Raw genomic sequence first — 20,006 nt, 5'->3', positions numbered from 1 at the left:
AAAAACGAAAATGATGAAAACAATTAATATTTCACAAATGAAGATTTTTAAGAACGATAGATTACCTTTTTCAATAATTGTTCTTGCCGTTGCTTCTTTACTTCTTACAGCATGTTCAAAAGAACTGGAAAAAGTTCCTGAAACTGATTTTTCAGAAAACCAGGTTTTTTCAACAGAACAGGGAGTAGAAACTGCGATCAACGGGATTTATCTGGCGATGTCTAGTGGTGCATATCATGGCTCAGCATATCACGGATTTATCGCTCCTGTCTCTGGAAAATTTTATTCCCAGCAAGGTGCCAGCGAAGACGCTACAAGATTGAATACATCTCCTTCTAATATTTGGCTGGTAGATATGTGGCCTCAAATGTATTCTGCTATTAACGCTGCGAATACGTTGATCGCCAATTTGGAAGATTCAGCCTTGCCAAACGCAGAATCCGCAATGGGCCATGCTTATTTTGCCAGAGCGGTAACATATTTTGACCTGGTAAGATTTTTTGGAGATATTCCACTTCGTACAAAACCTGTAGATAATCAAACACTTTATTTACCAAGATCTCCAAAAGCAGATGTCTACGAACAAATAATAAGTGATTTTGAAAGAGCGGAAGAATTATTACCTGAAAATCCTGAGTTAGAAGGTAGACCTAAAAAGTTTGCTGCTAATGCATTTTTGGCTAAGGTATATTTCACTTTGGCAAGTGAAAATGGTGATCAGTCCTTATATAACCAGGCGAAGGAGGAAGCTTTAAAGGTGGTAGGGGAATATAGTCTCGCTCCAACTTATGCTACATTATTTGATCCTGATATTGAGAATACTGAAGAATCTATTTACGAAATACAATATGGTCATACTGGTGCTATAAGAAATTCTGAAGCTCCAAGAAGTTTTACACCAAGTAATAGTGCTTATTTACCATCCACTATCAGAACATTCGGTCGTTGGAAACCTAATAAAGAAACCTTTACGAATCACTCTGAACAATATCCGGGCGACCCTAGAATTGATGAAACTTTTATCTATAACACTTATCCCCTGAGCTCCGGAGGAGAGGCAGAAGTATATCCACTTCAGGTCAACGGTAATGATGGGTTCCCATATTTGAGGAAATATCTTGATGAAACCTATAACGGAACGACCACCAAGAGAAATTTCTTTAAACTAAGATACGCCGATATTCTTCTAATGCTTGCTGAGATAGAGAATGAGTTGGGTGGGCCGGCAAACGCTTACCAATATGTGAACCAGGTTTTAGCCAGGGCTAGAAATACTGAAGAAGGAATGGCTGAGCAACCTGCAGACTGGAGTGGTATGACGCAGGATGAATTCAGACAAAGAATTAGAAAAGAAAGACAATATGAAATGTTAGGTGAAGGCCACGAATGGTTCGATACCAGAAGGTATGGATACGAGTATTTCTTAGAAGAGGTCGTACAGCTTCATAACAACTTCATCGATAGTCTACAAACTGAATATGATAACATAAGAGATTTTAGGTATCCTGATGACAGAAAGAACATGCTTTTACCAATACCATTTAATGAGTTAAGTCGAAATCCGGAAGTAAACGAACAAAACCCAGGATATTAAACCCCAATTTAAATTTAGAATGAACGCAAAGAAATTAATCTTAGCAATTTTAATCACATTCATTGCCCCTACAGCAATGATCTCGCAGGAATTTCCGTATCAGGATAGTTCACTTAGCGTGGATGAACGGTTGGATGATCTTATGAGCCGAATGACGCTTGAAGAAAAAGCTGGGCAGATGTCTCAATATGTAGGTATTGAGCATATGTTAATGGCAAGCGGAAATCTGACCGAGGAAGAAATGAAGAAAAGTGATGCCCAGGGATTTTATCCAGGTATCGATGCAGACGATATTAGAAACCTGATCAAAGAAGGTAAGATTGGATCTTTTCTCCATATTCTTCATGCTGAAGAAGCTAATGATCTTCAAAAACTGGCAATGGAATCCCGCTTGGGAATTCCCCTCTTGATAGGTATAGACGCCATTCATGGGGATGCCCTCGTGGAAGGAACAACAGTTTACCCTTCACCGATAGCTCAGGCTGCAACCTGGAATGATGAACTTCAATTTAAAGCCAGTCAGGAAACAGCGAAAGAGATGAGAGCTACCGGAAGCCACTGGTCTTTTACTCCAAATATTGATGTGTTGAGAGATCCACGCTGGGGAAGAACCGGGGAAACTTTTGGCGAAGATCCATACCTGGTAGGAAATATGGGAGTTGCCACCGTAAAAGGATTGCAATCTGACGAATTTGGAAATGAGAATGTCATTGCATGCGCAAAGCATCTTATTGCGGGAAGTCAATCGGTAAATGGAATCAATTCTGCTCCAACCGATGTTTCCAAAAGAACATTGTATGAAGTATTTCTTCCACCATACAAGAGAGCGATAGAGGAAGCTAATGTTTTTTCAATAATGGCGGCACATAATGAGGTTAACGGAATCCCAGCTCATATGGATAAAGCCATGATGAATGATCTTTTGAGAGAAGAATGGGGATTTAAAGGTTTCTACGTAAGTGATTGGAATGATGTATCAAGAATTTCAAATTTACATAAGGTTGCTGAAAGTTTTCAGGAAGCTTCTGAACTTGCCGTTTCTGCCGGTTTAGATATGCATATGCACGGGCCGCAATTTTTTGATCATGTAGTAGAAGGCGTTAAAAAAGGAACAATTCCATCAGAAAGAGTAGACCAGGCGTGCAGAGCTATTCTGGAAGCAAAATTCAGATTAGGTCTTTTTGAAAATGTGATGGTTGATGAGGCTAAAGTTGAAAGTTCTATCTATACCGAAGAGCATCAAAAAACAGCCCTACAACAATCCAGAGAAGCGATGACTCTTTTAAAGAATGATAATATTCTTCCGCTAAAAGGATCAGGTAAAAGACTATTTATCACGGGACCAAACGCGGATAATATGACGACTCTTGGTGACTGGGCTTCTCCACAACCAGAAGATAAATTCATAACCGTATATGAAGGAATTAAGGATCTGGCGGAATCAAAAGGTCATAGTGTAGATTATTTTGATGTTGGTGAACGTTCAAAAGAAATCACTGACGATATGATTGCCTCGGCAGCAGCAAAAGCGAAAAATGCAGATGTTGCGGTGCTTGTTCTTGGAGAAAATAGTTTTAGACACGAGTGGAGCAAGAAAACAACCGGTGAAAATATAGACCGAGCTACTTTACAACTATCAGGAAATCAGTTAAAACTAGCGAAGGAAATTCAGAAATCCGGGAAACCATTTATTGTGGTATACGTTAGTGGTAGCCCGATTTCAGAGCCATGGTTACAGGAAAACGCAAACGCAATTTTGAACGCATGGGAACCAGGAAGTTTTGGCGGTCAGGCAGTAGCTGAGGTTTTATTCGGTGATTATAATCCGGGAGGAAAATTGCCTTTAACAGTGCCAAGATCTGTGGGTCAGTTACAAATGATCTATAATCACAAACCGTCTACGTATAAGCACAAATACCACGGTACTCCAAAAACACCTTTACATCCATTCGGTTTCGGATTGAGCTATACCACTTTCGATATCTCAAAACCTAAAATTTCAATGGAAGAGACTGATTTGAGTTCTAATCCTGTGGTAAGTGTTCAGGTTACGAATTCAGGAAAAATGAAAGGTTCAGAAGTCGTGCAGTTATACATTAGAGATGATTATAGCCTTGTGACCAGACCGATAAAAGAATTGAAAGCCTATAAAAGAATCGAGCTTGAGCCGGGAGAGTCCAAAACTATTGAATTTGAGATCACTCCAGAGAAATTGGCCTTTTATGATATGGATTTCAAATACATCGTTCAGGAAGGGGACTTTACAGTGATGGTTGGAAATTCATCGGCAGACAAAGATCTTAAGACAACAAAATTCAGAGTAACAAAAAATATTGACCTAACAGAATAGTTATGAAATTGAAATTTTATACCAGTTTTTTATTCCTTCTTATCAGTATTTCCGCTATTTCCTGTAACGATGGAAAGGGAAAAGAAAAGAATAAGACGGAATCTGAAAATCAAAAGCCGAATATCATCTACATCATGGCAGATGATCTTACAACCCAGGCGATCACAGCTTATAATGATCGTTTTAAGGGAATCGCCGATACTCCTAATATCGACCGATTGGCTAACGAAGGAATGTTATTTCAGGATGTCCTGGTTACTAATGCGATCTGCGGTCCCAGCCGGGCAGCAATCCTAACCGGTAACTATAGCCATGTGAATGGATATTATAAAAATGAAAGCGGAGGGAAATTTGATGCCAGCAAATGGACTTTTCCTCAGGAATTTCAGAAATCGGGTTATAAGACCAGCTTATTTGGAAAATGGCATTTAGGTAGTGAGCCTAAAGGATTTGATGAATATAAATATCATGCATCTGCAGGTCAGCAGGGACATTACTGGGATCCGGTATATAATGAAAATGGGAAAGAGGTTAAGGAAGAAGGCTACGCAACCAATCTTACCACCGATTTCGCGATGGATTGGCTTCAGAAGAACACGAAAGATGATAAACCATTTTTGATGGTACTTCAATATAAAGCTCCGCACAGGCCATGGGAACCAGATAGAAAATATGAAGACCTATGGGAAGACCAGGAATTGCCTTATCCGTCAACTTTTGATGATGATTATGCCGGAAGAGAAAAAACTGCGGGAGATACAGATATGACCATGGATTTCTTCCATCGTAGAGATATGAAATTGGAAACACCAGACAGTCTTGAAGGTAGTGAAAGAAGACGTTGGGAACTATATGGTGCAAAAAGAGGAGAAGTTGTTATTCCTGATGGAATGAGTGAAGAGGAGGCAAGAAAATGGCGTTACCAGACTTACATTAAAGATTACCTCGCCACAATAAAATCTGTAGATGACAATATTGGCAGGGTGTTGGATTATCTTGATGAGAATGGTCTTGCTGATAATACGATGATCGTCTTAACATCAGACCAGGGATTCTATCTCGGTGATCATGGATTTTTCGATAAGAGATTCATATATGAAGAGTCTTTGAGAATGCCATTTATCGTGAGATATCCTAACAAAGTAAAGGCCGGAACAGAAAATACAGATCTAATAGCAAATATAGATTTCGCACCAACCCTGCTGGATGTAGCTGGTATTAAGAGCAATAATGAAGTTCAGGGCGAAAGTTTTGCAGCTGCTCTGGAAGGTAAAGAGTTGAAAGACTGGCGTGAAGGAGTGTACTATCACTATTATGAATTCCCGTATTGGCATCATGTTCAGCCGCATTATGGAGTTCGTACCGATAAGTATACGCTGGCACATTTCTATTATAATATTGATGAATGGGAGCTTTACGACAATGAAAAAGATCCTGAACAATTAAAGAATATAATTGATGATCCTGAATATGCAGATGTTGTAAAAGATTTAAAATCTCAACTGAAAAGTTTGATGAAAAAGTATCACGATGATGAATCTCTGGAAAAATTCCGGGAGATCACTGATAAGGATTTTGGTGATATCGTGGAAAGAAAAGGTGAAACCGTAGAGGACATCATTAACGAAAAGTCTGAAAAATAATGAAAAGAATAATTGCACTAATATTTTTATGCCTTACCTGTTCAGGGTTAACATTCGCCCAGGAAGGTGAGAAAAAGAACATTCTGTTTATCGCCGTAGATGACTTAAAACCATTGTTGAGCAACTATGGGGAAACCCAGATGAAAACGCCCAATTTTGATCGACTGGCCAAAATGGGTATCACATTTACCAATGCTCACGTTCAGTATGCAGTTTGTGGCCCTTCAAGAGCCAGTGTGATGACAGGAACTTATCCAGACAGAACAAAAGTCTGGGACCTGCATTCAGATTTCAGAAAAACGGCACCAGATCTTATTTCCATGCCGGAATATTTAATTTCCCAGGGATATGAAACTACAGGGATTGGTAAAATATACCACAAGGGATCTTCTTCCGAAGGGCATGATGGTAAAAGTTGGAGCATACCGCATGTAATTCCTGAAGATTACGATCCGGCATATGGTGAGCCAGCAATGAACACTTATCAAAATCCTGAAACTAAAGCTAAAATGGAAAAATTAGCGCAGGAATTTAAAGACAAGAACAAGAAAGGATGGGCTGGAAAGTATGTTTTCAATCGTTTAAAACCTTCCACTGAATCTGCTGATGTTAGTGACGAAGCTTACCAGGATGGAGTGTATACTAAAGAAGCTTTAGAAAAACTTAGAATGCTAAATAAAGGTTCCAAACCGTTTTTCCTGGCCGTTGGTTATCAAAGACCTCACCTTCCTTTTGTAGCTCCTCAGAAATATTGGGATATGTATGACCGGGATAAAATTGAACTGGCTGAATTTCAGGATTTGGCTGAGAATACTCCCATGATCGCTTACCATAATTTCGGTGAGTTGCGATCTTATACAGATATCGATAATGACCTTGATGTTGGAGATAAAATTAGTGAAGCAAAACAGAGAGAACTGATTCACGGTTACTATGCCTGTGTTTCTTACATCGATGCACAGCTGGGAAAACTTCTGGATGAACTGGATGAACTTGGAATTACTGAGAATACAGTGATCGCACTTTGGGGTGATCATGGTTTCCATCTTGGAGATCATACTGAATGGTGTAAGCATTCGAACTTTGAACAGGCCACTCGCATTCCATTAATGTTTGCAGGACCGGGAGTAGAAAAGAATATTAAATCTGATCAACCGGTAGAGTTACTGGATATGTTCCCAACACTTTTTGAATTGGCAAACGTAAAAAATTCGGATCAGGCTGAAGGTGTTTCATTAGTACCACTAATGGATGGTGATGATGCCACCGGTGTGGATAAAGATTATGCAATTAGCCAATATGGCCGAGGTGGAAAAGATAAGGACAAAATGGGCTACACTATCAGAACAGATAAATACAGATACACCGAATGGTATAGCGAAGGTTATCGAAGCTATGATAAGTATGATGAAAGTCTGATAGTTGGAAAGGAATTATACGATTATGAAAAAGATCCTAATGAAACTAAAAGTTTTATTGGAGATAAAAAATATAATGACATTCAGGAAGATCTTCAGGAAAAACTTCAGGATCATCTTGAAAACTTAAAAGAAGATTATAATGAATAAACTAAGATATTTTTTAATAACAATTTTTGTAGTTGGATGTTTTGCCATGGCGTCTGCCCAGGAGAAACCTAATATTGTTTTTATTCTGGCAGATGACTTTGGCTATCATGACCTTAGTCATACAGGTTCGAAGATCTACCAGACACCTAATATTGACAATATTGCTGAAGAAGGCATCAGTTTTACCAATGCTTATGTAAACTACCCGCGTTGCGTGCCTTCCAGATATGCGTTCATGACAGGATTATATCCTGTAAATGAGGATAAAGGAAACTTACGCGTTAATGTTCCTGAAAAGGAAAATTTTGTAGAGATCTTCAATAAGGCTGGATACAATACTTCTTATGTTGGAAAATGGCATTTGGGAGAACTTCCTTCAAATGACGGCGACGGGAACGATCCGAAGGGATTCGGATTTAAACATTCCTATGCCGCTGGAGGAGCTGGTGGAATCGATACCAGATTCTTTCCTTTCAACACAAAATCAAAAGAGAACAAGAAAGATCCTGTTCCTAATATAGAAGAAGACGGTAAAGATGGAGATTATGTTTCAGACATGCTTACCAATGCTTCTATGAATTTCATTCGTGAGAATGCTGAAAAGAAACAGCCATTTATGGCAGTTCTGGCCTATTATGCCGTGCATACTCCGTTGGAAGCAAAACCGGAAGATAAAAAACGTAATAAAAAGGAAATCGCCGCATATGATTATGGGGATACTCCGGAATATATCAAAGAAGGAGAAGGAAGAAGAAAAATGCGTCAGGATGATCCAGATTACGCCGGAATGGTAGAAAATGTGGATGAGAATGTTGGACGCTTGCTGGACCTTCTGGAGGAACTGGATATCGATGAGAACACCATCGTTGTATTTACTTCAGATCATGGCGGACTTTCTAACGACGGGAACAGTAGAGAACGTCACCTGGCCACCACCAATAATCCTTTGCGTGCCGGAAAAGGTCATTTGTATGAAGGAGGAGTGAGAGTGCCACTATTCATCAAATGGGATGATAAAATTGAGGAAAGAGAAGATGATAAATCTATCGTGATGGCTATGGATTTATTCCCTACTCTAATTGATCTTGCAACCAATCAAAAGGTGCCAGGAATAGACGGGAAAAGCTTTAAGCCAGTTATCGAAGGAAAGGAAAGCTGGGAGAACAGAACGGTTTTCTGGAATTCCAGAAAAGCAAGACCACATAGTACCGGTGATATAAAAGCTTCTGCAGTGAGATCTGGCGATTACAAACTGATGTATTTCCCGGAAAAGAAGAAAAAAGAATTGTATAACCTTAAAAAGGATATCAGCGAAGAGAATGATATCTCAAGTCAGGAACCTCAGAAAACGAAGGAACTGATGGAAAAGTTGAAGGACTGGAAAAAAGAACAGCTGGTTGAAGATAATCTTCGCAGAAGGTGGCAAAAAGCCGATTAATCTTTAAAATTATGATTCTGAAAAAATTCAATATATCGCTAATTATTATGTTTTTCTGGGCAGCCCTACCTGCTCAGGAAGCTAATAATTCCTCAGAATTACTGATTGGTGCGACGTTGAATTATGAGGAATTAAATACAAAAAAAGAAGAACTTTTTTTAAAACATTTCAAATATCTGACTCCGGCAAACGCCGCAAAACAAACCAAAATACATCCGCAACCGGGAGTTTGGGACTGGAGTAAAATTGAAGCATTCATAGCATTCGCGAAAAAAAATGATCTAGTTGTGAGGCTACACGGCCCAATTAGTCCGCAGGCTTCAAAATGGGCGAAAGCAGATGATCGTACCCCCGAAGAACTGGCTCAAAATCTTGAGGAGTTCATGACTGCCTTCACCATGAAATTTAATCAGGAACCTGTGGTTAAATGGATGGATGTGGTGAATGAAACTGTAGAGGGAGATGGCTCATGGTTTGGACCAAAACCCGGAACTGACGAATGGGAGAACCCCTGGCTGGCAATGGGTAAAGATGAAAACGGCTTTCCATTATATATTCTAAAAGCATTCGAAATAGCTACTAACCACGCACCAAATATTAAGCTAGTTTACAATCAGCATAAAGGTATGGAACCTGAGGTTTGGGATAAGGTTAAGGAAAATGTTCTGTATATAAGGGAAAAAGGATATCGAGTAGACGGTATTGGCTGGCAGGCTCATTTAATGATGGGAGCGAAAAGAAAGGATTTTGTTGATAATATTGATGTTTCCATGAAAAGACTAGCAGAGTTAATTGACTGGGCACATGCGAATGATCTTGCTTTTCATGTAACCGAGCTGGACTACCTCGTTGAAGACACCTCTAAAATGAAGGAGGAAAGAAAAATTCAGCGTATGGTTTATGATCGAATCGTAAATGTATTACTTGAAAAGTCTAAGAACGGTGAAGTTACCTTAAATCTTTGGGATGTCTCCACCAGGGATAAAAAAGGATTAGGGCAATTTCAGTCTATTTATGATGAAAAGCACAGGCCCACACCAGCTTTTGAAGTATTAAGGCCGCTCTTAAACCGAAAATAGCGCTCAATTATAATTAAAACTATAGGATTAAATCTTAGCTAAGATTAATTATAGATTTCTTTGATGTGGAACTTCAAACAAATAATATACTTAATATTTATTGTCTTTTGTGTCAATAGTATACATTCTCAAAAGGCATACAAAGAGCAGTGGCAATTTCCCCCAAAAGATAGTTCCATGATCGTCACTGCAGATCAGCAACGTGAATTATATGCTACCGAAGCTGAAATGCAATGGTATATGGACGCCAAATTTGGAATTTTCGTTCACTGGGGACCGGCACTTTTGGAAACTAATGTCTTAAGTTGGGGTCGTAATGGTGATAGACCGGGAGCAGGCAAGCCCGCCAAAAATGGAGTTTCGTCTGAGGTTTATGGCAACCTGTATAAAAAATTCAACCCGGTTAATTTCGATGCAGATAGATGGATGAAACAGTTAAAGAAATGGGGTGCAGAATACATTGTGTTTACCGCAAAGCATCACGACGGATTTTGCTTTTTCGATGCGCAAAACACTGAATATGATATAATGAATACTCCCTATGGCAAGGATATTTGTAAGCAGCTTGCCGATGCCGCTCATAAGAACGATGTAAAATTGTTCTGGTATTATTCTCAGCCAGACTGGACTCATCCTGATAACTTAAGGGATGATCATTATGAAAAGTATCTGCCATACATGAAAGAACACCTGGAAACTCTTTTCACCGATTATGGGAAGATAGACGGAGTTTTTTGGGATCATCTCGCAACGAAATACTGGCAATGGGATAGCTATCATATTTATAAGCAAATAAAGGAATGGCAACCTGGAATCTTGAGCAATGCCCGTAATGGATTTGGTTGGCCGCTAGAGGATCGGGGAGATTACGACACGCCTGAGCAATCGCTTGGCCCCATTGATCATCATCGTTATTGGGAAGCCTGCTTGACCATGACCGATAAATGGCTTTACAGCCCGGAAGGCCCTATCAAAACCTATAAAGGCGTTCTTGGAATGCTGATCCAGGTGGCGGGAAATGGAGGTAATTTATTACTGAATCTAGGACCCGATGGAAAAGGTGAGTTTGTGGCTGAAGAAGTTGAAGAAGTGCAGAAAGTGGGGGAATGGATGGAAAAGTATGGTCATACTTTGAAAAATACTCAACGCGGAATCTATATGGGCGGTGATTATGGAGCCTCCACTCAGCAGGAAAAAACCTTGTATCTCCATTTTTTACAGCAAATTTCAAAAGATGCTGAAGCCGTTTTTGAGTTTCCGGAGTTGCCTGTAAAAATTCTATCTGCGGAAGGAATTGCAGAAGGATTTCAGGATTTTAAAATAGAAAATGGCAAGCTGAAAATTTCTTTTGAAAAGGAAATATATCAGCAGAATCTGGACAATATCGTAAAACTTGTACTGGAAAAAGATCCTTCAGAATTTGACCGAATTACTACCTGGAAAGCACAGCCTGTAGCAGCTTCAGAATTTGAAATTTCAGCAAGCTCTTCAGATCGTGATGATCCTCAAGTTTTATACAAAACCGAAGGTAATGTGTTTAGTGAAGGTATTCATCTAAAAAAATGGTGGTCTCCGGCCGAGAATGACGAAAATCCTACTCTAACTCTTGATTTTCTTCAGCCTAAGAATATTAAGACGATTTTGCTAAGCGAACATATTCGAACACATTCCGTACGTGATTTCGATATTGAGACGAAAGATGAAAATGGTAATTGGAATAAAGTATTTGACGGAGACATCATAGGCGAAGGACTTCGAATCAAATTGAGCGGGAAACCGGTATTTGGCATTCGACTTCGAGTGAACGATTCGAAATACAAAACTGAAATAACAACTTTCAATATTTATGAATGACTAAGAAGTTATGTTGTATATTAATTCTTCTTTGTTTCCTGAACTCATTTGCCCAAGTTCAGGAAAAACCGAATGTCATTATCATACTGGCCGATGATATGGGCGTAGGAGATATTTCAGCAATTAATCCAAATTCAAAAATTGAGACTCCGAATATCGATAAACTTCTGAGAAATGGAATTCATTTTACGGAAGGACATTCTTCTGCTTCAGTTTGTACTCCGTCCAGATATAGTTTAATCACGGGGCAGTACTCATGGAGAACCAGGCTAAAGGAAAATATTCTTCATGGAGATAGTATGGCCATGATTAATACCAAAACAAAAACTATTGCAGAGATGTTTCAGGAGCAGGGTTATACCACTGCCATAATTGGTAAATGGCATTTAGGCTGGGATTGGAAGTCGAAAGATGGGGAAAAATTGGAGGAAGATCCAGATAATCCGTTTTGGTTAGCCGGTAATTCTTATTCCAAAATTGATTTTTCAAAACCCTTCACGGGCGGGCCGTTAGATCAAGGCTTCGATTATTTCTACGGAATTAACGCGTCACTGGACATGCCGCCTTATACTTATATTGAAAATAACCAGGTTGTTGAGTTACCAATTCAATCCTGGAAAGGACAGGGAAAAAAAGACGAAGGCCACGAAGCTCATCAAAAATTTATGAGATCTGGCAATGCAATGCCCAATTTTGATCCCGAAAATGTTTTTCCTCATTTAAACGAAAAAACGATTGATTATATAGAAAATACGAATTCAGAAAAACCATTTTTCCTCTATGTTCCGCTTACGGCGCCACACACGCCGGTGTTGCCAACCAAAGAATTTCATGGTAAAAGTCAGGCAGGAGCTTATGGGGATTTTATAACCGAAATAGACGATGCTGTGGGGCAGATAATTTCAACCTTGAAATCCAAAGGACTGGAGGAAAACACCATCATCATTTTTACAGCAGATAATGGCGCTTCTAAATCATCCTTCCCCATAGAATTTGAATCAAAATTTGATCATCAGCCAAGCTATGAATTTCGAGGTCGTAAAGGTTCCCTGCATCAAGGGGGGCACGCCGTTCCGTTCATTATCAGCTGGCCAGGAATAGAGCCGAAAACAATAGATGTACCGGTAATGCAGAATGACTTTTTCCTTACTTTTTCAGATTTGCTAAATGCTGGTATTAATGAAACTGAGGCTGTGGACAGCTATAGTTTATTACCCTTAATAACCGGTGAGGGTAGTTACCAAAGAGAGGCTTCGATTTATACAAATTTCGGTGGATGGCTTTCGATAAGGATGGATGGTTGGAAAATGGACATGACACGCTCTTTTAAGAAAAGCAGTCTTTATCATATAGCCGAAGATCCTTCAGAATCGAAAAATCTTTTTGGAAATGAGGAGCATCAAAAAGTTCAAAAAGAACTTGAATATAAATTAACCGAAATTATTCAAAACGGTACAGGTAAGGAAGGAGCGAATTTAGATAATCAAGGTCTTGAGATCTGGGATCAGCTATTTTGGATAAAAAAAGGATAATGAAGAATAGATTGTACATACTGTTTTTCTTAGTGAACTTTTTAGCTTTTGGCCAAGAATCTAAAAAACCGAACGTGGTTTTCATTCTTGCCGATGATCTCGGCATCAACGCGTTACATGCCTACGGAAACGAATTCGTAGAATCGCCCAATATCGATCAGCTTTTTGCTGAAGGAATGCATTTTACAAACGGATATTCCAGCGATCCCACTTGTGCACCATCAAGAGCTTCAATTATGAGCGGCCAATATGTGCCAAGACATAAGGTATATCGAGTGGCTGATCGATATAAAGATGACCCAAAAACTATCAAAAACATGAAGTATCTTCCACCTGAGGTGAACAGAACTTCTGATGGAAAGGGGCTTTCGCCAGAAAAAATCACGATTGCTGAGATTTTAGATCAAAACGGTTATCGCACCGCTGGTTTCGGAAAATGGCACTTGGGAAGAAAGAGCATGGCGATGGAAAATCAGGGTTTTGATGAAGCCTTGGAAATTACCGGGCATTATAATTTCAAGATTCATTCAGAAACTACTATCGAAAAACCGGATTCGCTGTATTCTTCAGATTTTATTACTGAAAAGGGTATTGAATTTATGGAAGCCTCGGTTGAAGATCAACAACCATTCTTTCTGTATATGCCGTATTACTTGGTGCATAAACCGCTGGAACCAAAACCAGAATACCTTCAGCATTTTCAAAAAAAATATGCTGGAAACAAGGAGCTTTCAAAAGAAGATCTGGAAGTTCTGGCGATGATTAAAAGTCTGGATGAAAATGTAGGTCAGTTAATAAAAGCTATCCAAGATCTAAATATTGAAAAGGAAACCATCGTGATCTTTGTTTCAGATAACGGGCATTATAAAACCGATGGAGAACTCTTTAATAAACCTTACCGCGGATTTAAAGGTCAGACTTTTGAAGGCGGAATCCGAGTTCCCTATATTTTTAAATGGCCTGGGAAAATTGCTGAAAACTCTAAAAGTGAGCAACCCATCATTCATGTGGATCTTTATCCTACAATCGCAGGTCTCACAAATAGTCAACTAGATGAAGAATATATTCTGGATGGAGAGAACTTATCGCCCATATTGTTAGGAGAGGCTGAAGAAACCAAACGCGAAGCGCTTATCTGGGAATATACCAATTACGCCCGCTACAACGAAAATCTGGATGAATTCGCTTCCAGTTGGGTGAATGTGATCCAGAAAGACGGCTTTAAAATGACCGAAGATGTGGAAAAAGGGAAGTATCAACTTTACAATTTGAATAAAGATCCCTATGAAAAAGAGGAAGTTTCTGAAAAATATCCTGAAGTAATTGAGGATCTGAAGAATAGTCTTGAAGCCTGGAAAATGGAAACAGGTTATGAGAAACCAAGTTTGAACAAGGCTTTCAAAAATTATAATAGGAACTAAAAATAAACACTAACCAAAAGTGATATGAAAATTAAATTTTTAATAACGATTTGTATTGGACTGTTATTCTCTTCTAAATCAATTGCCCAAAATTCACGTTGGGAATTTGGTATAAAAGCAGGAGGGAATTTTTCAAAATATATAACTCCAGGAGTTGATTTTCAGGAAAGAAAACCTGGGTTTTATTTGGGAGGCTTTTCCAATTTTAAAATTATTGAAAATTTATCTGTTCAGCCAGAAATTCTATTCTCTTTACAGGGATCCAGGCTTTCCATTGAAGATATTGAAGTAAGAGATCATTTGGAAGCTCCTAGAGTTGGGAGTATAAAGACTAATGTAAATGATTATAATATTTTAATTCCTATAATGGCGAGATATAGGCCAATTTCCAAAATTGTATTGGAGGCCGGTCCTCAATTTGGATATACTTTTAGTAGGGTACAGAAAAGTATAGAGTCTGTAGTTGAAGATGAAATTTATTTAGATTCTTTTAATGAAGCTAAAAATTTTGAAGTAGCCTTGGGAATAGGAATTGGTTATCAATTGTCGAAACGGCTTGCTATAAATACCAGATATTCACACAGTTTACAGGTATCAGATTTTTACGACATAAAATTTTCTGTTTTGAATTTAGGGTTAGAATATGAATTATAAAAATTTTAAAAAGTAACCTCTATGAAAGTTTTTCTCAATATCCTCGTGATTTCATTGGTTTTGCTATTGGAAGCTTGCAGAACATATTCACAACCAGTTCAGAAAAAAGCTATAGTTGAAAAACCAAATATCATCATGATTCACATCGATGATCTTGGCTACCACGATCTAAGCGTGAATGGTTCAGAGATTTATCAGACTCCAAATATTGATGAGCTAGCTTCAGAATCTGTGGTTTTTGAGAATGCCTACGCAAATTTCCCCCGCTGTGTGCCATCGCGGTATGCTATGATAACAGCTACCTGGCCAATTACCGGCGATGGAGTTCCCGATGACGGATTTGAATTGGGAAGTATCCCTCAGGAAAAAAACCTGGTTAAAAAGATCGATGCGGCTGGGTATCACACGGCTTTCTTTGGAAAATGGCATTTGGGATCGGGAGTGAACGGTCCAAAAGGGTTTGGGTTTGATTACTCCTTCGCAGCTGGAGAAGCCGGCTCGCCCATCAGTTATTTCTACCCTTTCAATAAGCCAAGTAAAGAACATGTAAAATCGAATAAAACACCGATCCCCGATGTGGATGAGGTTGGTAAAAAAGGAGATTACCTCAACGATGTTTTAACTAATCAGGTGATAGCACATATTGAAAAGAACTCTGAAAAACCATTTTTCATCGCTTTAAATCATTATGCCGTACATCAGCCAATAGAAGCTAAGAAGGCAGATGCCGAAAGGAATAAGAAGCAAATTGCATCTCATGATTTTGGAGATCTTCCTGAATATATTTCCGAAGGAACCGGAAGGACCAAAATGAGGCAGGATAATCCTCAGTACGCGGGAATGGTTGAAAATATGGATGAAAATGTGGGTAGACTTCTGGACTTTCTGAAAAAGTTTGGACTGGAAGATAACACCATCATTATTTTCTCTTCAGATCATGGCGGACTCAGTAATGACGGACTTAAAGAAAGAAATCTTGCTACTTCCAACTATCCGCTGCGCGCAGGAAAAGGCTGGTTATATGATGGAGGTGTGCGTGTTCCGTTGTTTGTAAAATGGAAAAATGAATTGGAACCTCGTCAAGAGGAAAAGTCTATCGTGATGCTGATGGATATTTTACCCAGCATACTAGATATCGTGAGTGGTGAACAAGTTGAAGCGGTTGATGGAAAGAGTTTCTTACCTGTCCTAAAAAATGAGGAAACCTGGGAAGATAGAACGGTTTTTTGGCATTCAGATAAAGCCCGGCCTGTGAATACTGGAGAATCCAACGCTTCCGCTATTAGATCTGGTAAATGGAAACTGGTTGATTTTTATGAGGAAAATAGAATAGAACTCTATGATCTTGAAAATGATGAAGGAGAACAGAATAATCTGAGTAAAGCACATCCTGATCTCGTTCAGGATTTGCATAAAAACTTGAATAATTGGAAAAAGGAATTTAATGAAGATTAGAAATTTACTCTACATACTAATTTTAATACTTATTTCAAAGCCTTCTCTTGCACAGCAAGGCGAAGATATTATTAAGCAGGATAGATTACAATATCTAAGTCCCAGCGAAGGCCCCTTTGGAAAGGTCCAGAAATTAGAGAATGAAAAGGAGCAAATATTGGAGTTTGAAACCACAGAACAGCCTCAATTCATCTACAAATTATCAACCCGTATTCCTTTAAAAGCTAGAAAGGATTTCAAAAAGGACGAGGTTTTCCTGGTATCCTTCAAAGCTAAAACCCTTTCATCGGAAATTGAAACAGGAGAAGCCCGTACCCACTGGATCCTGAAGCAGAGTGATAGTTACAAGGACAACCTGGAATATACCTTAAGTTTTAGTGGTGAGTGGAAAGAATATTTTATTCCATTCCAATTGAGTAAGAACACCAAAGCTGAAGAATTAGGGCTCGTTATTCAGTATGGTTACCGTCCACAGAAGTTTCAGATCAAAGACCTGAAATTTGAATATTTCGGCAACAAATCATTGGAAAGTCTTCCTAAAACCCAGATAACCTATGCGGGAATGGAAGATGATGCCGAATGGAGAAAAGAAGCCTTTGAACGTATTAAGGAACATAGAACTACAGAATTCACCCTTAATTTCAATAAAAAAGGGAATTCTGAAATAAAAAACCCGGTTCAGATAAGGTTAATTAACCATGATTTTTCTTGGGGTGCAGCAGTTGGAGCAGATGCTATTTTAGAAGATCCAAAGATGCTGGAATATATTCAAAAGGGTTTCAATAAGGTAGTTTTCGAGAACGATCTGAAGATAAAACGTTGGGATGTAAAAAGACGACGGGAGATCACTCTAAAAGCAATAGAAAAGCTTGAAGAAAAAGGTATTAAGATAAAAGGTCATGTTTTGATCTGGCCTGGATTCCGATATCTGACAGATGAATATGAGCAAAATCAGGATGATCCTCAAAAGATCAGGGAAATGATCACCTCTCATGTTAAAGACATCATCACTCAAACTAAGGGAAAAATCGATAACTGGGATGTGGTGAATGAAGTTTATACCAATAAAGATTTACAAAATATCACCGGTTCTGAAGATATTCTATACGATGGTTTTAAGATTGCCAATAAATTGGATCCGGGAACTGCACTTTTTACGAATGAATATGGAATCATTAGTAAAGGCGGACTGGATGAGCAGAAACAACAGTGGTACTACGATTTCATTAAAAGAATTGATGAAAAAACCGATGGTTTGGTGGATGGGATCGGAATTCAGAGTCATATAGGCTCAGACCTTACTACTCCCGAGAAAGTGCTTGAGATCCTTGATTTCTACGCTCAATTGGATAAAAAAATCAGTATTTCTGAATTCACCATGGATATCGAAGATCCTGAAATTCGTGAAAAATATACCCGTGACTTTATTATTGCGGCTTTCTCTCATCCTAATGTTTCTGAATTTCTTTTTTGGGGCTTTCAGGAAAATCAGAAAGGGAAAGTGGATATTTTCAATAAAGACTGGAAACCAGGAGCCATGGGTTTGGCTTTTTATAAACTGATGGCGAACGAATTCAATACAACTTTTGTTGCTGAACCTGAAAATGGGAAAATTGAGGGAAGAGGTTATTATGGCACCTACGAATATGTGACCATTCAGGGAAATAAGCAAGTGACTGGAACTTTCGAAATAAAACCAGGAGGACCAAAAACTATTAATATCGGATTATGAGAATTTTCAAACTGATCTTAGTCTTATTTGCCATTCAAACGGCATCAGCTCAAAATGATAAACCTAACATTCTCTGGATCACCTGTGAGGATATAAGTCCGGATCTGCCAATCTATGGAGATAATACTGCTAAAACTCCAAATTTAGATGCCCTGGCTAAAGAAAGTCTTGTGTACGATAACGCTTTTGCAGTGGTAGGCGTTTGTGCACCCACACGCTCGGCGATTATCACAGGGATGCAGCCAATTAGTATTGGTACAATGCACATGCGTACCGGAAAAGATGTGATTGCCTGGGGTTCTCGCGAATATGAAGAAACCGATAGAACAGATATTGAAGGCAATCCTATTAGACAGTATTCAGCAGTAATTCCTTCTGAAGTAAAAACCTTCACGGAGTACTTGAGAGCTGAAGGCTATTATTGCACAAACAATCCTAAAACAGACTACCAGTTTGCAGCACCAATTTCTTCATGGGATGAAAATGGGCGGGATGCGCACTGGAGAGGTAAGGAGGATGGTCAACCGTTCTTTTCTGTTTTTAATATCGATGATACGCACGAAAGTAAACTATGGAAATACAGCGATAAACCGCTCAAGGTAAAACCGGAAGATGTTACGGTGCCGCCCTATTTTCCTGATAATACTGAAACTCGGAAAACCATTGCCCGGCATTACAGTAATATCGAAATAATGGATCAGAAAGTAGGAGAAATTATTGCGCAGTTGAAGGAAGATGGACTTTATGATAATACCATCATCTTTTTCTACAGTGATCATGGTGGGCCACTTCCCAGGGAGAAAAGAGCGATTTACGATTCCGGATTAAAAATTCCGTTTATGATCAAGGGAATTGGAAAAACAGGAAAAACAGATCGAATGATCTCGGCGATAGATTTTGGTCCGACAGTATTAAGCCTGGCCGGGATACAACCTCCTGAATATTTAGATGGAAAGGCGTTTGCCGGTGAATTTGATACTAATCCGAGGGATTTTGTTCTAGGAACTTCAGACCGTTTTGATGAAGTAACCGATAGAATGCGGGCAATTCGAACGAAGGATTACCTGTATATCTTCAACTTTTATCCAGAAAAGACGCGCTATAAAGATATTTCCTATAGAATGCAGGTGCCCATGATGCCCAAATTGATAAAAATGAGAGATAATAATGAACTGGATTCTATTCAACAACAATGGTTTTCAACTAAAGGTAAAGAAGAACTATATGCCGTAAAGTCTGATCCTTATAACGTCAATGATATTTCCGAAAAGCCAGAAATGCAGGAAGTGCTGGAAAAGCATAGAGAAATATTACACGAATATTTATTTCAGCATAAGGATCTGGGACAAATGCCGGAAAACAAATTGATAAGATTAATGTGGCCTGATGGAGAGCAACCCTTGACCAAGGCACCGGAAGTAAAATTTGAAAATGATAAATATTCGGTTAGTTCATCTACTCCAGGTTCATCAATCGTATATCTGATTTCTAAAAATGAAAATCCGGATATAGGATTCGATGCAAATTGGAAATTATATACCGAACCTTTAAAACTTGAAAAAGGGGAAAAATTATTCCTGCGTGCTGAACGAATAGGATACCAAATAAGCGAAATCGTTGTAGTTCAGCCGAACTAATTATCGTCAATTTTTTCACTTTCTAATACTAAAAACATACTCAAACCCC

General features: G+C 38.8%; 13 protein-coding genes. All 13 read left to right on the top strand.

The genetic code is table 11. The features are described 5' to 3' along the window. The first annotated feature begins 10 nt into the window (after positions 1-10). Positions 11-1,594, top strand: a complete 1,584-nt coding sequence (locus AC2S94_RS04705) for a RagB/SusD family nutrient uptake outer membrane protein (RefSeq protein ID WP_484630358.1) — start codon at positions 11-13, stop codon at positions 1,592-1,594. A 19-nt stretch (positions 1,595-1,613) separates the two neighbouring features. Beyond that, positions 1,614-3,944, top strand: coding sequence for a glycoside hydrolase family 3 N-terminal domain-containing protein (locus tag AC2S94_RS04700; protein ID WP_484630357.1), 2,331 nt, complete (start codon positions 1,614-1,616; stop codon positions 3,942-3,944). Positions 3,945-3,946: 2 nt separating this feature from the next. Continuing rightward, positions 3,947-5,587, top strand: coding sequence for a sulfatase family protein (locus AC2S94_RS04695; protein WP_484630356.1), 1,641 nt, complete (start codon positions 3,947-3,949; stop codon positions 5,585-5,587). Continuing rightward, positions 5,587-7,155, top strand: coding sequence for a sulfatase (locus AC2S94_RS04690; RefSeq protein ID WP_484630355.1), 1,569 nt, complete (start codon positions 5,587-5,589; stop codon positions 7,153-7,155). The genes AC2S94_RS04695 and AC2S94_RS04690 overlap by 1 nt, the downstream gene beginning before the upstream one ends. Continuing rightward, entirely contained in the window at positions 7,148-8,593 is a 1,446-nt protein-coding gene (locus AC2S94_RS04685; protein WP_484630354.1) for a sulfatase, read from the top strand. Before AC2S94_RS04690 ends, AC2S94_RS04685 begins: the two co-directional genes overlap by 8 nt. 11 nt (positions 8,594-8,604) lie before the next feature. Next, positions 8,605-9,672, top strand: coding sequence for an endo-1,4-beta-xylanase (locus AC2S94_RS04680; protein WP_484630353.1), 1,068 nt, complete (start codon positions 8,605-8,607; stop codon positions 9,670-9,672). A gap of 177 nt (positions 9,673-9,849) precedes the next feature. Then, a complete protein-coding gene (locus AC2S94_RS04675) occupies positions 9,850-11,526 on the top strand; it encodes an alpha-L-fucosidase (RefSeq protein WP_484630352.1) in 1,677 nt (558 codons plus the stop codon). Next, positions 11,523-13,058: a sulfatase family protein gene (locus tag AC2S94_RS04670; RefSeq protein WP_484630351.1), complete on the top strand. Its 1,536-nt coding sequence runs from the start codon at positions 11,523-11,525 to the stop codon at positions 13,056-13,058. Before AC2S94_RS04675 ends, AC2S94_RS04670 begins: the two co-directional genes overlap by 4 nt. Next, entirely contained in the window at positions 13,058-14,479 is a 1,422-nt protein-coding gene (locus AC2S94_RS04665; protein WP_484630350.1) for a sulfatase, read from the top strand. The genes AC2S94_RS04670 and AC2S94_RS04665 overlap by 1 nt, the downstream gene beginning before the upstream one ends. 24 nt (positions 14,480-14,503) lie before the next feature. Next, positions 14,504-15,133: a porin family protein gene (locus AC2S94_RS04660; protein ID WP_484630349.1), complete on the top strand. Its 630-nt coding sequence runs from the start codon at positions 14,504-14,506 to the stop codon at positions 15,131-15,133. 21 nt (positions 15,134-15,154) lie between these two features. Next, positions 15,155-16,588 (top strand): sulfatase, encoded by a 1,434-nt coding sequence (locus AC2S94_RS04655; protein ID WP_484630348.1) that lies wholly within the window; start codon positions 15,155-15,157, stop codon positions 16,586-16,588. After that, positions 16,578-18,320, top strand: a complete 1,743-nt coding sequence (locus AC2S94_RS04650) for an endo-1,4-beta-xylanase (protein ID WP_484630347.1) — start codon at positions 16,578-16,580, stop codon at positions 18,318-18,320. Before AC2S94_RS04655 ends, AC2S94_RS04650 begins: the two co-directional genes overlap by 11 nt. Then, entirely contained in the window at positions 18,317-19,957 is a 1,641-nt protein-coding gene (locus AC2S94_RS04645; RefSeq protein ID WP_484630346.1) for a sulfatase family protein, read from the top strand. Before AC2S94_RS04650 ends, AC2S94_RS04645 begins: the two co-directional genes overlap by 4 nt. Positions 19,958-20,006 lie beyond the last annotated feature (49 nt).

This window comes from Christiangramia pacifica, assembly GCF_057221535.1.
Note: the sequence above shows the minus strand (reverse complement) of the source record. Positions and strands in the feature narration are given on the sequence as shown.

Excerpts from the sequence above, each read along its gene's own strand:
- AC2S94_RS04705 (WP_484630358.1), top strand. The coding sequence starts at position 11 with ATGATGAAAACAATTAATATTTCACAAATGAAGATTTTTAAGAACGAT.
- AC2S94_RS04700 (WP_484630357.1), top strand. The coding sequence starts at position 1,614 with ATGAACGCAAAGAAATTAATCTTAGCAATTTTAATCACATTCATTGCC.
- AC2S94_RS04695 (WP_484630356.1), top strand. The coding sequence starts at position 3,947 with ATGAAATTGAAATTTTATACCAGTTTTTTATTCCTTCTTATCAGTATT.
- AC2S94_RS04690 (WP_484630355.1), top strand. The coding sequence starts at position 5,587 with ATGAAAAGAATAATTGCACTAATATTTTTATGCCTTACCTGTTCAGGG.
- AC2S94_RS04685 (WP_484630354.1), top strand. The coding sequence starts at position 7,148 with ATGAATAAACTAAGATATTTTTTAATAACAATTTTTGTAGTTGGATGT.
- AC2S94_RS04680 (WP_484630353.1), top strand. The coding sequence starts at position 8,605 with ATGATTCTGAAAAAATTCAATATATCGCTAATTATTATGTTTTTCTGG.
- AC2S94_RS04675 (WP_484630352.1), top strand. The coding sequence starts at position 9,850 with ATGATCGTCACTGCAGATCAGCAACGTGAATTATATGCTACCGAAGCT.
- AC2S94_RS04670 (WP_484630351.1), top strand. The coding sequence starts at position 11,523 with ATGACTAAGAAGTTATGTTGTATATTAATTCTTCTTTGTTTCCTGAAC.
- AC2S94_RS04665 (WP_484630350.1), top strand. The coding sequence starts at position 13,058 with ATGAAGAATAGATTGTACATACTGTTTTTCTTAGTGAACTTTTTAGCT.
- AC2S94_RS04660 (WP_484630349.1), top strand. The coding sequence starts at position 14,504 with ATGAAAATTAAATTTTTAATAACGATTTGTATTGGACTGTTATTCTCT.
- AC2S94_RS04655 (WP_484630348.1), top strand. The coding sequence starts at position 15,155 with ATGAAAGTTTTTCTCAATATCCTCGTGATTTCATTGGTTTTGCTATTG.
- AC2S94_RS04650 (WP_484630347.1), top strand. The coding sequence starts at position 16,578 with ATGAAGATTAGAAATTTACTCTACATACTAATTTTAATACTTATTTCA.
- AC2S94_RS04645 (WP_484630346.1), top strand. The coding sequence starts at position 18,317 with ATGAGAATTTTCAAACTGATCTTAGTCTTATTTGCCATTCAAACGGCA.